Source organism: Billgrantia sp. Q4P2 (assembly GCF_052806135.1).
On record NZ_JBRBAI010000006.1, the window covers coordinates 258,894 to 271,646 of the forward strand.

Genomic DNA, 12,753 nt, shown 5'->3' on the forward strand with positions numbered 1-12,753 from the left:
ATGTACGGAGCCTTCAAGCAGCACCTGAGCGGCGAACTCGACGCCATTCGCCAGGCCGGGCTATACAAGCACGAGCGTCAGCTGACCACCCCCCAGGGCGCTCATGTCGGCATCAACGCCGGCCAGGAAGTGCTCAACCTGTGTGCCAACAACTACCTTGGCTTGGCCCAACACCCCGAGGTCAACGCCGCGGCGAAGGCGGGCCTCGAGAAGTGGGGCTACGGGCTGGCCTCGGTGCGCTTCATTTGCGGTACCCAGAGCCTGCACAAGCAGCTCGAACAGCGCCTGACCGACTTCCTCGGCACCGAGGACACCATTCTCTATCCCTCCTGCTTCGACGCCAACGGCGGGCTGTTCGAGACCCTGCTCGGCGCCGAAGACGCAGTGATCTCCGACGAGCTCAACCACGCCAGCATCATCGACGGCGTACGACTCTGCAAGGCTCGACGCTACCGCTACCGCAACAACGACATGGCCGATCTGGAAGAGCAGCTCAAGGCCGCCGAACGCGACGGCGCACGCTTCAAGCTGATCACCAGCGACGGCGTGTTCTCCATGGACGGCTACATCGCCCGGCTCGACGAGATCTGCGACCTGGCCGAACGCTACGGCGCCCTGGTGCACTTCGACGACTGCCATGCCACCGGCTTTCTCGGCGAGGGCGGCCGCGGTACCCACGAGTACCGCGGCTGCATGGATCGCATCGACATCACCACCGGCACCCTGGGCAAGGCGCTGGGCGGCGCCAGCGGCGGCTATACCAGCGGCAAGCGCGAAGTCATCGAACTGCTGCGCCAGCGCTCGCGGCCGTACCTGTTCTCCAACACCGTGGCGCCGCCGGTGGTGGCCGGCGCGCTGAAGGCCATCGAATTGGCTGCCGGGTCGCGCGACCTGCGCGAACGACTCAAGGAGAACACCGCCTTCTTCCGTGAAGGGTTGGAGCGACTGGGCTTCGAGCTGCTGCCCGGCGAGCACCCCATCGTGCCGGTGATGCTGCACGACGCCGGCCTCGCCGCCCGCTTCGCCGAGGAAATGCTCAAGGAGGGTGTCTACGTGATCGCCTTCTCCTATCCGGTGGTGCCCCAGGGCCGCGCGCGTATCCGTACCCAGATGTCCGCCGCGCTATCCCGCGACGACCTGGAGTTCGCCCTCGCCGCCTTCGGCCGGGTGAAGGAGCGCCTGGGGCTGTAGCCGAGATACCTGCAGCGGCATTTCGGCCGGGCTCAGTTGGCCCGGCCTTTTCCTTCTCGAACGTTTCTACACCCTTGGTCGTAGAACACACGATCAGAGTCAATCAATCGACTTACAGAACGGCGCCAGCGAACACGCCTAGGCTCGCCAATCGCGGCGCAGGCGTCCTCCTCCCCGGGGGGCGTAGCGGTGGCGTATGGGTGGGGCGTAGCGGGACGACGGGGGCGTATGGGTGGGACACGGCGATGGCACGCGCTGCGTGCCATCGACAGGTTCAACGAAAGGGAAGTGGGTTATTCACTCTCGTGGCCATGTTGCACCAGCCAGTCACGCAGAAAGGCGATCTCCTCCTCCTGGGCTTCGATGATCTCGCGGGCGAGGTCGCGAATCGCCTCGTCCTCGCCGTGGGCGAGCACCACATTGGCCATGTCGATGGCGCCCTGGTGGTGAGGGATCATGCCACGGGCGAAGTCGACGTCGGGGTCGCCGGTGAAATCGCCCCTCATGTCCTCGTGCATGCGCTCGGCGATCTCGCGATAGGCCTGCACCGCAGGGTTATCGGCATGCTCATCCTCCTCGGGTTCGATGACATGCTCGGTGTGCCCGGCATGATCGGCCTCGACGCCGGTCTCGTCCTCCTCCGGCTCGTCGCCCTCGCTTGCCTCGTCCCCGACGTCATTGGTCTGCGCTTCGCCCTGCTGCGCCTCGGCCTGGTCGGCAGCCTGTTCGATCCTTTCCTGAGCCTGGGCTTCCTCTTCCGAGGCCAGGGCAGGCGCCACCAGCAGTGAGCTGCCGGCGAGAATGAGGGCCAATGCTGAAAAAGGACGTACTGCCAGGGTGTGCGACATGGTGCTCTCCTTTACCATGGGGGTCCTACGACTACGATAGAATCAGGCGCCGCGCAGGTCATTGCACCGGCGCACCGGGAAACAATTCATTACCGAGACTACCATGGACTGGAATCCCGCCTTGATCTGGCTGGCCATCGCCCTGCTCCTGGGCCTGGCCGAACTCTCCTCCGGCGGCCTGGTGCTGCTGTCGCTGGGCGTGGCTGCCGCCCTCACCTCGGCCCTGGCGGCAATGGGATTTACCCTGCCCTGGCAGCTGCTCGCCATGGGCGTGTTCTCGGGCATCCTGATACCGCTTGCGGTCAAGGTGATCCGTCCCTGGTTCTCTCCCAGGGGAGTGTCCTACGGCACCACCGGCACCGGCGTGGAGCGGGGGCACACCTACACCACCCTCAAGCGCGACTTCGACGGCGCCAGCGGGGTCAAGATCAACGGCGACTTCTACCGCCTGCGCGTGGACGAAACCGGCGAGACCGAGCTGCCGGAAGGGAGCCTGGTGACCTTCGAACGCTTCGATGGCACCACGGCCATCGTCAGCCACGCCCAACCGCACTGAACCGAGCATGACCGTTTCGGGTGCCGCTCGATGGCCCCGTCACACCCTACGCCACTGCATGGAGAGAATGTGAATATGGATCTACCCATCAACCCGGGGCTGCTGCTGGCCCTCATCGTCGTAGTGATCGGTATCCTGATCGTAGCCAAGGGGCTAGTGATCGTACGCCAGTCGGAAGTCATGGTGATCGAGCGCCTGGGCTCGTTCAACCGCCTGCTGGAGAGCGGCATCAACATCATCATTCCGTTTATCGAGCAACCCCGCGCCATCACCATGATTCGCTATCGCAAGATGGGCGAGGACTATCATCCGGTAACCAGCAGCGAGGTCCGTATCGACCGCCGTGAAACGGTCATGGATTTTCCGGGCCAGCCGGTAGTGACCACCGACAACGTCACGGTGAACATCAACGGCGCCCTCTACTACCAGATCATCGACCCGCGCCGCGCCGTCTATGAGGTGGAGAACATGAGCCAGGCGGTGGAGGTGCTGGCCAAGACCACCCTGCGCTCGGTGGTGGGCAAGATGGAGCTCGACAAGCTGTTCGAGTCCCGCGCCGAGGTCAACAACGAGATCCAGGCTGCCATGGAAGAAGCCGCTTCCAAGTGGGGGGTGAAGATTTCGCGGGTCGAAGTGCAGGACATTGCCATGCCCGAAGAGGTGGAGTCCGCCATGCGCCTGCAGATGGCCGCCGAGCGCAAGCGCCGTGCCACCGTAACCGAAGCGGAGGGCGAGAAGGCCGCCGCCATTGCCATGGCCCAAGGCCAGCGCGAATCGGCGATCCTCAACGCCCAGGGCGACAAGGAGTCGGCCATCCTGCGCGCCCAGGGCGAGCAGGAGTCGATCAAGCTGGTGCTCAGCGCCATCGGCGAAAGCGACGAGCACAAGCGCACCGTAGTGGGCTACCTGCTCGGCCAGAGCTACATCAAGAGTCTGCCCAACATGGCCAAGAACGGCGAGCGGGTCTTCGTGCCCTACGAGTCCTCCGCCCTGCTCGGCTCGATGGGCATGTTCCGCGAGATGGCCGGCTCGCCGGAGGACACCGTGGCGAAGCACCTGCGCGACAGCGACCGCCAGGGCGGCCTGCGCGGGGGCGTCGTCGGCGGGGCGGGCAGCGCCGGCTAGCCATCCACGCCGAACCTCGCCAGCTGCATCTCGTGTAGCCGGCTGAGGGTGCGCCGGAAGGCGAATTCCAGGTAGCCATGGGCATACAGCTCGTCCATGGCGACTTCGGCCTCCACGTAGAGCGGCACGCGGCGGTCGTAGCATTCGTCGACCAGGGCGATGAAGCGTCGCACACCGTCGTCGCGCCGCGATAGCGGCGGCAGCTCGCGCTCCCCGGCCTCGATCCGCTCGGCGCCATCCTCGGTTCCGCGGGCGATGCGTCCCACTGTGCCGGCATCGTTCAGCCGGGGTACCTCGCTCAGTAGAACGTGCTCGAACTCATCGGCCAATGCGATGAAATCCAGCGCCGCCAGCGGCAGCTCGCACAGCTCGGCATAGCGACACCACACCACCCGTTCGCTACGCCGCTCCACCGCAATGCGACGATGGCCCAACTCGATGGGCTCACGGCTCGTCGGCTGGCCCTCGCTCAGGCGCGCAAAAACGCTGGTGAGGGCGCTCGGCCGGCCGGGCTCCGCTATCCAGTAGCGCTGGCACGCCCGGCCGGGATGCAGGCGGTGGTCGTAGCCGCCATCCAGCTCCACCATTTCCATGCAGCGCTCGATGGCGGCAATCGCAGGCAGGAAGCGCTCGCGGTTGAAACCGTCGGCATAGAGCTGGCTCGGCGCCTGGTTGGAGGTGCATACCAGCACAACGCCTTGTTCGAACAGCGCCTGCAGCAGGCGACCGAGCAGCATGGCATCGGCGATATCGCTGACGAACAGCTCGTCGAGGCACAGCACGCGAACTTCCGCCGCCAGCTCTCGCGCCAGTGCGGACAGGGGGTCGGCGGTGCCATTCAACTGGAATTGGCGCTGGTGCACCCAGCGCATGAAGCGATGAAAGTGCTGGCGACGCGCGGGCGCCTCGAGATGGCGGTAGAAGCCATCCATCAGCCAGGTCTTGCCGCGGCCCACCGGGCCCCAGAGATAGATACCGGGTATGGCTCGACGTTGCTTTTCCCTGGCTTCATCGTGCAGCGCCTGGAAGCAGGCGTCGAGCCGTGCTGCGGCAATTCGCTGGGCCTCGTCCGGGGCAAAGCCCTGGCGCTCCACCGCCTCGCGGTATAGCCCAAGGGGCGACGCCGCCGTCATGCCTCGAGCCGGCGCAGCATGATGGAGACCTCCTCGCCGCGATAGCTCAGCTCCTCGTGGTCTTGCCAGCCGAGCCGACGATAGAGCCCCTGCTGGTCGGGGGTATACAGGTAGAACTGGTCGAAACCGCTGTCGGCGGCTTCCTCTTCGACACGGCGGATCAATCGCGCGGCAATGCCTCGCCCGCGCCATTCGGGCAGGACGAACACCGAGGCCAGCCAGGGCGTGAGTTCGCCGCGGCTGGCCATGTCCTCGGCCATCAATGCCGCCGTGCCTACAGGCTGGTCACACTGCATTGCCACGAAGACCGATGGCACACCGCCCTCGCCGCATTCACGGCGAAAGGCCTCGCGCCAGGTCTCGGCCGTATGGCCGGGGTTGAGGTGCCCCCACTCGGCGAAGGTCCAGCTCGCCACCGTGGCGACGTGGGGCGAGTCGGGGCTCAAGCGTACGATGGTGATCCCGCGCATGATGTCCCTTATCTCAACTGGAAGGGATAGACCGAACCAATTTGAAGGATGCGAGTGAGTTCGTCCAGCGCGGTGAGGGTCTCATCAGCCAGTTGCGGGTCGGCCAGGTCATCGGGCGCCAGGCGGTCGCGGTAGTGGCGCTCGACCCAGGCGGTCAGCTCGCCGTGCAGGACCTCGGTAAGCAGCACGCGGCCGGTCAACGCGGCACGCTCGGCATCCGACAGGACCACACGCAGGCGCAGGCAGGCCGGGCCGCCGCCGTTGCGCATGCTCTGCTTGACGTCCTTGACGACCACCTCGCCAATAGGGTTGTGGCCGGCCAGCAGGTGGTCCTGGATGGTACGCCACACTGCCTCGCGCTCCTGGCACTCGCCGGGCACCACCAGGGTCATGCTGCCATCGGGGTTGCTGAGCAGCTGCGAGTTGAAGAGATAGGAGGCCACCGCATCCTCCAGGCTCACTGCCTCGCTCGGCACGCGCACCGGAATCAAGGGCGAGGCCATCTTGCTGCGCAACTCATCGAGGGTCGCCTGCTCATCGCGGAAGGCCATCGCGTGATAGAGCAGCACCGGCCCATTGCCCACCGCGATCACGTCGTTGTGAAACACCCCGGCATCGATGGCATCGGGATGCTGCTGGGCGAACACCGCCTGGGACTCCGTGAGGCCGTGCTGTCTGGCCACCGCCTGACTCGCCTCCAGGGTCTGGCGTGCAGGGAAGCATTTGGGCTCATGGGCGGGGTCCCCGCCGAAAGCCTGACGACCGTAGACGAACAGGTGCACACCGGCATCGCCGTGGTCGCCGCACAGGCGTGTGTGGTTGGCCGCGCCTTCATCGGAGAAGGCCGGCGTGGCCGGCAACACCGGGTGATGGGCGAAGTGCGCCTCGCTGCGGAAGATGGCTGCCAGCACGCGGCCGGTGGTCTCCGGTTCGAGGAAGCGGTGGAAGCTCGACTGCAGGTTGGCCGGCGTGAAGTGCACCCGGCCGTCCGGCGCATCGCGGCTGGGAGTCACCGTGCCGGCGTTGGCCGTCCACATGCTCGAGGCCGAACACACCGCGCGCAGCACCTGGGGCGCCTCGCTGGCCGCACGCGCCAGCACCTCGCGGTTGCTGCCGGAGAAACCTAGCGAGCGCAGCGCACCGAGGTCTGGGCGCTGCTGGGGCGGCAGCACGCCCTGGGCGTAGCCGGCCTCCATCAGCGCCTTCATCTTGCCCAGGCCCTGCAGCGCCGCTTCACGGGGATTGGACACCAGTCCGCCATGACGCATCGAGGCCACGTTGCCGTGGGCCAGGCCCGAATAGTTGTGAGTCGGGCCCACCAGGCCGTCGAAGTTCACTTCCCGGTAGTCGGCGGCATTCGTCGTTTCGCTCATAACACGACTCCCGGCGGCAAGTTGTCAGGCAGGGTCAGGGACTCGGCCTCCATCGAGGCCACCGGGTAGGCGCAGTAGTCCGCCGCGTAATAGGCACTGGGGCGATGGTTGCCGCTGATGCCCACGCCGCCGAAGGGGGCGTCGCCGGAGGCCCCGGTGGTCTGGCGGTTCCAGTTGACGATGCCGGCGCGGATGCGCAGCAGGAAGTCGTCCCAGTCGGCGCGTTCGCCGCCGATCAGCCCCGCGGCGAGGCCATAGCGGGTGTCGTTGGCCAGTTCAATGGCGTGATCCCAGTCCCTATAACGGTATACCTTGAGCAGCGGGCCGAAGTGCTCCTCGTCGGGCACCGGCAGGCCGGTGACGTCGATCAGCGCCGGGCTGAGCAGGCTGGTGCCCTCCTCCAGGCACTCCATACGCGCCAGCACCACGCCGCCCAGCGCTTCCAGCTCGTCCTGGGCCTTGAGCAGGCCCTCGGCCGCCTCCTGGCTGACCAGGCCGCCGTAGAACGGCGCCGGCTCCGCGAACTGGCCTGCCACCCGCAGGCGGGCGATGGCATCGACCAGCGCGTCGAGCAGGTGATCGCCGACCTGCCCTTCGGGCACGATCAGGCGGCGCGCGCAGGTGCAGCGCTGGCCGCCGGAGAGGAAGGCCGACTGCAGGATGGTGAGTACCGCGGCGTCCTGGTCGTGCACGTCCTTGACCACCAGCGGGTTGTTGCCGCCCAGTTCCAGCGCCAGGATCTTCTCCAACTGGTCGGCGAACTGACGGTTGAGCAGGCCCCCGACCCGGGCGCTGCCGGTAAACAGCAAGCCGTCGATACCCGGGTGCGACGACAGCGCCTGGCCCACCGGGGCGGCGCCCTGCACCAAGTTGATCACACCGGCGGGCAGGCCCGCCTCATGCCAGCACTGCAAGGTCAGGTCGGCCGTCAAAGGCGTCTGCTCGCTGGGCTTGAACACCACCGTGTTGCCGGCCAGCAGCGCCGGCACCATGTGGCCGTTGGGCAGGTGGCCGGGGAAATTGTAGGGGCCGAACACCGCCATCACCCCGTGGGGGCGATGACGCAGCACCGCCGTGGTGTCGCCGACCTCACGGCTACGCTCGCCGGTACGCTCCTGATAGGCGCGTACCGAGATCGCCACCTTGCCGATCATGGCACCCACTTCGGTACGCGCCTCCCACAGCGGCTTGCCGGTTTCCGCGGCGATGCCCCGAGCCAGGTCCTCGCGGTGGGTCTCGAGAAGCTCGCGAAAGCGCTCCACCACGCTCAGGCGTTCGGCGAAGGCGAGCCGGGCCCAGCCCGGGAAGGCGCCGCGGGCGGCCTCGACCGCTGCCGCTACCTGGCTGTCGCTGGCCGCCGCGCCCTGCCACAGGGTCTCGCCGGAAACCGGATCGCGCTTGGTGAAGCCCGTCGCCTCGCCCGACTGCCAGCGGCCGCCGATCATCAGCTGTTGCATCGCTTTCATGAAGTCTCCTCGGTATCCAGTACGCGCAGGGAGTCGCCGGCCGTCACGCCCAGCCGCTGTGCCTCCGTCTCGCTCAGGGTGAGGGTGCCGTCCTCGTCGGGGCCGTGAGCCACCCAGGCGGCACGAAAATCGGCCATCACCGTGCTCGCCGCCAGCCAGCGCGGTCGTGCTAGCGGCGTGTCGCTGGCGCTGCTGATCTCGACCCGGCAGCGGTGCGACTTGCGCACCGCGCGCACGTCGTCGATATAGGCTTCCACCGTCGGCCCGCCGTCGAAAATGTCGATGAAGCCTTCCCAGCGCAGGCCCTCCTTCTTGAGCATGGCCAGCGCCGGTCGGGTGTGGCGGTGCACCTGGCCGATGCAGGCCCGCGCCTCGTCGGAGAGAAACGGCGTGTAGATCGGGAACTTGGGCATCAGCTCGCCGATGAAACTCTTCTGGCCGAGCCCGGTGAGCCGGTCGGCCTCGTCGAAGTCCATGGGAAAGAAATGGCTGCCCAGGCACTCCCAGAACGGACTCTTGCCGCGCTCATCGAACACGCCGCGCATCTCGGCCAGGACCTTGTTGGGGAACTGGTCGCGGAACTCGGCCATGAACAGCCAGCGCATCATCGACAGCAGCGCGCCGTTGCGCTGGTGCTGGCGCTCCTTGCCCCGGTATGGCGGGCGCAAGAACAGTGAGGCCACCTCGGCGTCGCCGGTGTGGTCGGAACTGAGAAACAGGGTGTCGATGGTGCGGTGCAGGTCGAGCTGCACCGAGGAGTGGGCCAGGGTGCCCAGGCGGTAGTGATAGAACGGCACCTCGCGGCCCACCTGGCCCTCGATGGCGCAGCAGCCGGCCAGTTCGCCGCTCTCTTCGTCTTCCAGCACGAAAAAGTAGTTGCGCCGGTCGGCCGGCGTGCGCTGCTCGAAGGCGGCCACCGCGGCGTCGATCTTGGCCGCGAGAAACTCGCGATTATCGGGCAACGAGGTGAAGCCGACACCGGTCTCGCGAGCGATCTTCTGCAGCTCGTCCAAGTCGCCCTCGGCGATCGGTCGGATACGCATCACAGCTCTCCCTCGTCGAAGCCCAGTTCGTCCTCGCCCGCGGTCGGCAGCGCCAGCGGCGCGGCCAGCACCGCCCGCCCCTCCTCTACCCCGAGCAGCTCGGCATGCTCCGGCGAGAGCATCAGCTGCCCGGTGGGCGAGAGCGCGTAGCGCGCCACCACGCAGCGGAAGTCGGCCAGGCGCTGGTTGGCGATCATCGCCGGCTCGGCGTCCGGCAGGGCATGGGCCGGGCGCACCCGCACCGGATGCCAGGCAGCACGACGGAAGGTGTGCAGGCGGTCGCGCTCGCCCTTGATCACCGGGCCGGCGTCGAACAGGTCGACGTGGCGCGAACGCATGAAGCCCTCGGCCAGCATCTCGGCCATGGCCGCCTCGTGGGCGGGGTGCTCGCGGCCGATGGCGGCCCGTGCCTGGGGCGTGAGCAGCGCCAGGTAGAGGGGGAACTGCGGCATCACCTCGGCGATGAAGCTCTTCGAGCGCACCCCGGCAAGGTAGTTGATGTCGTGATAGTCGCGCACGAAGAAGTGGCGCCCCACGCTGTTCCAGAATGGCGACTCGCCCTGCTCGTCGAGATAGCCCGGGAAGGCCATCGCCAGCACCTCGGCGAAGCGCTCCGGGTACTGGGCGATGAACATCAGCCGCGCCCGGCGCAGCAGGCTCTCGGCGCTGGTACCGCGATAGCGCGGGTCCAGCGACAGGGCGCACAGCTGAGTGGTCTCGGAGACCTCGTGGGAGAGCGACAGGGTCTGCACCTCGCGACGCACGTTGAGCTGCTGCGAGGCGTGGATCAGGGTTTCCTGGCGGTAGGTGTAGTAGGCCTCCCGCGCACCGGCCTCGGCGCGCAGGGTGGCCGTGCCTACCACCTCGTTGCGTTCGAGGTCCTCGAGCACGAAGGTGTAGTGCTCGTCACCAGGGAAATCCACCTCGCGGCCGAACGACTGACGCGAGCGGGCGATGCGCTCTTCGAGGCGGTCGCGATGGGCCGGCAGGTTGGTCAGGCTCGGGGTGGCCAAGCCCGCCAACCGCTCCAGGGCCGGCAGGTCGGCCGGCCGAACGGGGCGTACGACCATCATGGCGGGATCTCCTGATCGATTGGCGGAGGTGTCGCGCATGGCAGGGCCGGACGTCACTTGGCCGCCACCAGCCGCGCAATGGCACGCTCGAGCCGTGCCATGCCCTCGGCGATATCGGCCTCGGGAATCACCAGCGATGGCGCCATGCGCAGCACGTTGGGCCCGGCGATCAACGCCATCAGGCCCTCCTCGATGGCCAGCGGCAGGATGTCCTTGGCCCGGTCTTGGTACTCGGGCGTCATCTCGGCGCCAATCAACAGCCCCATACCGCGGATCTCCTTGAACACGCCGTGCTTGCGGTTGATCGTCTCGAGGTGCTCGCGGAACAGATCATGGCGCTGCTTGACACCATCCAGAACTTGCGGCGTGTCGATGTGCTCCACCGCGGCCAGTGCCACGGCCGAGGCCAGGGCGTTACCGCCATAAGTGGAGCCGTGGGTGCCGATGGCCAGCGCCGGGGCGACGCGATCGGTGGTGAGCATGGCACCGATGGGGAAGCCGCCACCCAGTGCCTTGGCACTGGTAAGAATGTCCGGCTCGATACCGTACTCCATGTAGGCATAGAGCGAGCCGGTACGGCCGACACCAGTCTGCACCTCGTCGAAGATCAGCAGCGCATCGTGGGCGTCGCACAGGTCGCGCAGCCCCTGCAGGAATTCCTGGCTGGCCGGCAGGATGCCGCCTTCGCCCTGCATCGGCTCGACCATCACCGCACAGGTGTCGTCGTCGATCAGATCGCGCACGCTGTCGAGGTCGTTGAACTCGCCGTGGACGATGCCCCCGGGTATCGGACCGAAGCCCTGGGAGTACTTGGGCTGGCCGCCGACGCTGACGGTGAAGAAGGTGCGGCCGTGGAACGACTGGCGAAACGAGACGATGCGATGCTTGTGCTCGCCGAAGTTGTCGTGAGCCCAGCGCCGCGCCAGCTTCAGTGCCGCCTCGTTGGCCTCGCCGCCGGAAGAGCAGAAATAGGCCTTGTCGGCGAAGGTGCGTTCCACCAGGGCTTTGGCCAGCTTGAGCGAAGGCTCGTTGGTGTAGACGTTGGAGAGGTGCCACAGCTTGCCCGCCTGCTCGGTGAGCGCCTCGACCAGCACCGGGTGGCAGTGTCCCAGCGAGTTCACGGCGATGCCGCCGGCGAAGTCGATGTACTCGCGTCCCTCCTGGTCCCACAGTCGGCTACCCTCGCCGCGCACCGGAATGACCTTCTGGGGGGAGTAGTTCGGCACCATGTATTGGTCGAAATCGGCGCGGGTCGGGGTATGGCTCATCTCGGTCTCCATTCCTGCAAAAGGGGGTAACAACGCAGTGATGTCGTTCGAGTATAAGGAGCCTTGCCGATGTCGGCTTTCAGCAATGGGACCCGGAATTGTAAATAAAGGCTTAGAGTCGCTCTTCGCGCGGGGTGACACCGAAATGGTTGCGGTAGGCGGTAGAGAAGTGTGCCGGCGAGGAGAACCCCGTCTTCATGGCGATCTCGCCGGCGGGCAGATCGCTCTCGCGCAGCAGGCGCCGCGCCTCCTTCAGGCGTAGATCCAGGTAGTAGCGGCCGGGCACGGCCTGCAGGTACTTCTTGAACAGGCGCTCGAGCTGACGGCGCGAGATGCCGAGGTGCTCGGCCAGCTCGTGGGTGGTCAGCGGCTCCTCGATATTGGCCTCCATCAGCATCACGGCATCCACCAGCGGTGCCGGGGCATGCCCCAGCCGGGCGCGCAGCGGTACCTGCTGCGGCTCGTCGGCCATGCGCACCCGCTCCAGCACGAAGTGCTCGGAGACCCGTTCGGCCAGCTCGCTGCCGTGGTGGGAGGCGATCAGCGTCATCATCATGTCCATCGCCGCCGTACCGCCGCCGCAGGTGAGGCGGTCGCGGTCGATCTCGAACAGCTGCTGGGTCAGCCGCACGCGGGGAAAGTCACGGGTGAAGGCGGCAAAGCGCTGCCAGGGTAGCGTGGCACGGTAGCCATCCAGCACGCCGGCACGGGCCAGCAGCTCGGTGCCCCCACCAACCCCCACCAGCACCACGCCGCTGCGCCCCAGCAGGCGCAGCCGGCCCAGCATGCTGCTCTCGTGCATGGCCGGCAGTGGGCTCGGTGCGCAGACGATCAACATGTCCAGCTCTGTCGAGGCCAGCTCGAAAGGGGTACAGGCTGCCTGGCTGATATCGGCCATGCTGACCACCTCGCCGCCCTCGGGCGTGAATGCCTGGAGCCGATAGAGCCGCCGGTCGGCCAACTGGTTGCCCACCATCAACGGTTCCAACGCGCAGGCCTGGGCCAGCAATGAGAAGCCTGGCAGCGTCAGCACCCCCACCCAGCGGGCCGGACTGTCGCGAAAATCGAAGGTGGAGGTGTCAGGCATTGCGCAGCGCCATGTACCGGATCGAAGCGGAAATGGTACTCGATCGGCAGCGTTGGCAATACCGTGCTTTAAGCACGGCGACTAGACATGCGCCCCCGTGGCCGGGAGACCACGGGGGCA

12 protein-coding genes are annotated in these 12,753 nt (G+C 67.0%); 3 read left to right on the forward strand and 9 right to left on the reverse strand.

The window, feature by feature from the left end; all coding sequences use genetic code 11:
- Window positions 1-1,191, forward strand: coding sequence for a glycine C-acetyltransferase (kbl, locus tag ACUY1T_RS13025; protein ID WP_446023439.1), 1,191 nt, complete (start codon window positions 1-3; stop codon window positions 1,189-1,191).
- Between the two features lie 293 nt (window positions 1,192-1,484).
- Here kbl and copM read toward each other — a convergent pair whose 3' ends face one another.
- A complete protein-coding gene (gene copM, locus ACUY1T_RS13030) occupies window positions 1,485-2,039 on the reverse strand; it encodes a CopM family metallochaperone (protein ID WP_446023441.1) in 555 nt (184 codons plus the stop codon).
- Between the two features lie 103 nt (window positions 2,040-2,142).
- Between copM and ACUY1T_RS13035 the strand changes: the two genes are divergently transcribed.
- Both ACUY1T_RS13035 and ACUY1T_RS13040 read left to right on the forward strand, forming a co-directional pair.
- Window positions 2,143-2,595, forward strand: a complete 453-nt coding sequence (locus ACUY1T_RS13035; protein WP_446023443.1) for an NfeD family protein — start codon at window positions 2,143-2,145, stop codon at window positions 2,593-2,595.
- A 75-nt stretch (window positions 2,596-2,670) separates the two neighbouring features.
- Window positions 2,671-3,720 (forward strand): SPFH domain-containing protein, encoded by a 1,050-nt coding sequence (locus tag ACUY1T_RS13040; protein ID WP_446023445.1) that lies wholly within the window; start codon window positions 2,671-2,673, stop codon window positions 3,718-3,720.
- Here ACUY1T_RS13040 and zapE read toward each other — a convergent pair.
- The 8 genes from zapE to ACUY1T_RS13080 all read right to left on the reverse strand — a co-directional run bounded on the left by zapE (window position 3,717) and on the right by ACUY1T_RS13080 (window position 12,633).
- Window positions 3,717-4,853 (reverse strand): cell division protein ZapE, encoded by a 1,137-nt coding sequence (gene zapE, locus ACUY1T_RS13045; RefSeq protein WP_446023447.1) that lies wholly within the window; start codon window positions 4,851-4,853, stop codon window positions 3,717-3,719. The two genes, ACUY1T_RS13040 and zapE, sit on opposite strands and share 4 nt — an antisense overlap.
- Window positions 4,850-5,323: a GNAT family N-acetyltransferase gene (locus ACUY1T_RS13050; protein ID WP_446023449.1), complete on the reverse strand. Its 474-nt coding sequence runs from the start codon at window positions 5,321-5,323 to the stop codon at window positions 4,850-4,852. The genes zapE and ACUY1T_RS13050 overlap by 4 nt, the downstream gene beginning before the upstream one ends.
- Window positions 5,324-5,331: 8 nt before the next feature.
- Window positions 5,332-6,696 carry an N-succinylarginine dihydrolase gene (gene astB / locus ACUY1T_RS13055; protein WP_446023451.1) on the reverse strand — a complete coding sequence of 455 codons (1,365 nt, stop codon included), beginning with the start codon at window positions 6,694-6,696 and terminating at the stop codon, window positions 5,332-5,334.
- Entirely contained in the window at window positions 6,693-8,162 is a 1,470-nt protein-coding gene (gene astD / locus ACUY1T_RS13060) for a succinylglutamate-semialdehyde dehydrogenase (protein WP_446023453.1), read from the reverse strand. The genes astB and astD overlap by 4 nt, the downstream gene beginning before the upstream one ends.
- On the reverse strand, window positions 8,159-9,205 hold the full coding sequence (gene astA, locus ACUY1T_RS13065; RefSeq protein WP_446023455.1) for an arginine N-succinyltransferase: 1,047 nt from the start codon (window positions 9,203-9,205) through the stop codon (window positions 8,159-8,161). Before astA ends, astD begins: the two co-directional genes overlap by 4 nt.
- Window positions 9,205-10,278: an arginine N-succinyltransferase gene (locus ACUY1T_RS13070; RefSeq protein ID WP_446023457.1), complete on the reverse strand. Its 1,074-nt coding sequence runs from the start codon at window positions 10,276-10,278 to the stop codon at window positions 9,205-9,207. Before ACUY1T_RS13070 ends, astA begins: the two co-directional genes overlap by 1 nt.
- Window positions 10,279-10,331: 53 nt before the next feature.
- Window positions 10,332-11,546, reverse strand: coding sequence for an aspartate aminotransferase family protein (locus ACUY1T_RS13075; protein WP_446023459.1), 1,215 nt, complete (start codon window positions 11,544-11,546; stop codon window positions 10,332-10,334).
- Window positions 11,547-11,658: 112 nt separating this feature from the next.
- Window positions 11,659-12,633, reverse strand: a complete 975-nt coding sequence (locus tag ACUY1T_RS13080) for a GlxA family transcriptional regulator (RefSeq protein WP_446023462.1) — start codon at window positions 12,631-12,633, stop codon at window positions 11,659-11,661.
- Window positions 12,634-12,753 lie beyond the last annotated feature (120 nt).

Coding starts and splice junctions, on each gene's coding strand:
- kbl (WP_446023439.1), top strand. CDS start 1: ATGTACGGAGCCTTCAAGCAGCACCTGAGCGGCGAACTCGACGCCATT.
- copM (WP_446023441.1), bottom strand. CDS start 2,039: ATGTCGCACACCCTGGCAGTACGTCCTTTTTCAGCATTGGCCCTCATT.
- ACUY1T_RS13035 (WP_446023443.1), top strand. CDS start 2,143: ATGGACTGGAATCCCGCCTTGATCTGGCTGGCCATCGCCCTGCTCCTG.
- ACUY1T_RS13040 (WP_446023445.1), top strand. CDS start 2,671: ATGGATCTACCCATCAACCCGGGGCTGCTGCTGGCCCTCATCGTCGTA.
- zapE (WP_446023447.1), bottom strand. CDS start 4,853: ATGACGGCGGCGTCGCCCCTTGGGCTATACCGCGAGGCGGTGGAGCGC.
- ACUY1T_RS13050 (WP_446023449.1), bottom strand. CDS start 5,323: ATGCGCGGGATCACCATCGTACGCTTGAGCCCCGACTCGCCCCACGTC.
- astB (WP_446023451.1), bottom strand. CDS start 6,696: ATGAGCGAAACGACGAATGCCGCCGACTACCGGGAAGTGAACTTCGAC.
- astD (WP_446023453.1), bottom strand. CDS start 8,162: ATGAAAGCGATGCAACAGCTGATGATCGGCGGCCGCTGGCAGTCGGGC.
- astA (WP_446023455.1), bottom strand. CDS start 9,205: ATGCGTATCCGACCGATCGCCGAGGGCGACTTGGACGAGCTGCAGAAG.
- ACUY1T_RS13070 (WP_446023457.1), bottom strand. CDS start 10,278: ATGATGGTCGTACGCCCCGTTCGGCCGGCCGACCTGCCGGCCCTGGAG.
- ACUY1T_RS13075 (WP_446023459.1), bottom strand. CDS start 11,546: ATGAGCCATACCCCGACCCGCGCCGATTTCGACCAATACATGGTGCCG.
- ACUY1T_RS13080 (WP_446023462.1), bottom strand. CDS start 12,633: ATGCCTGACACCTCCACCTTCGATTTTCGCGACAGTCCGGCCCGCTGG.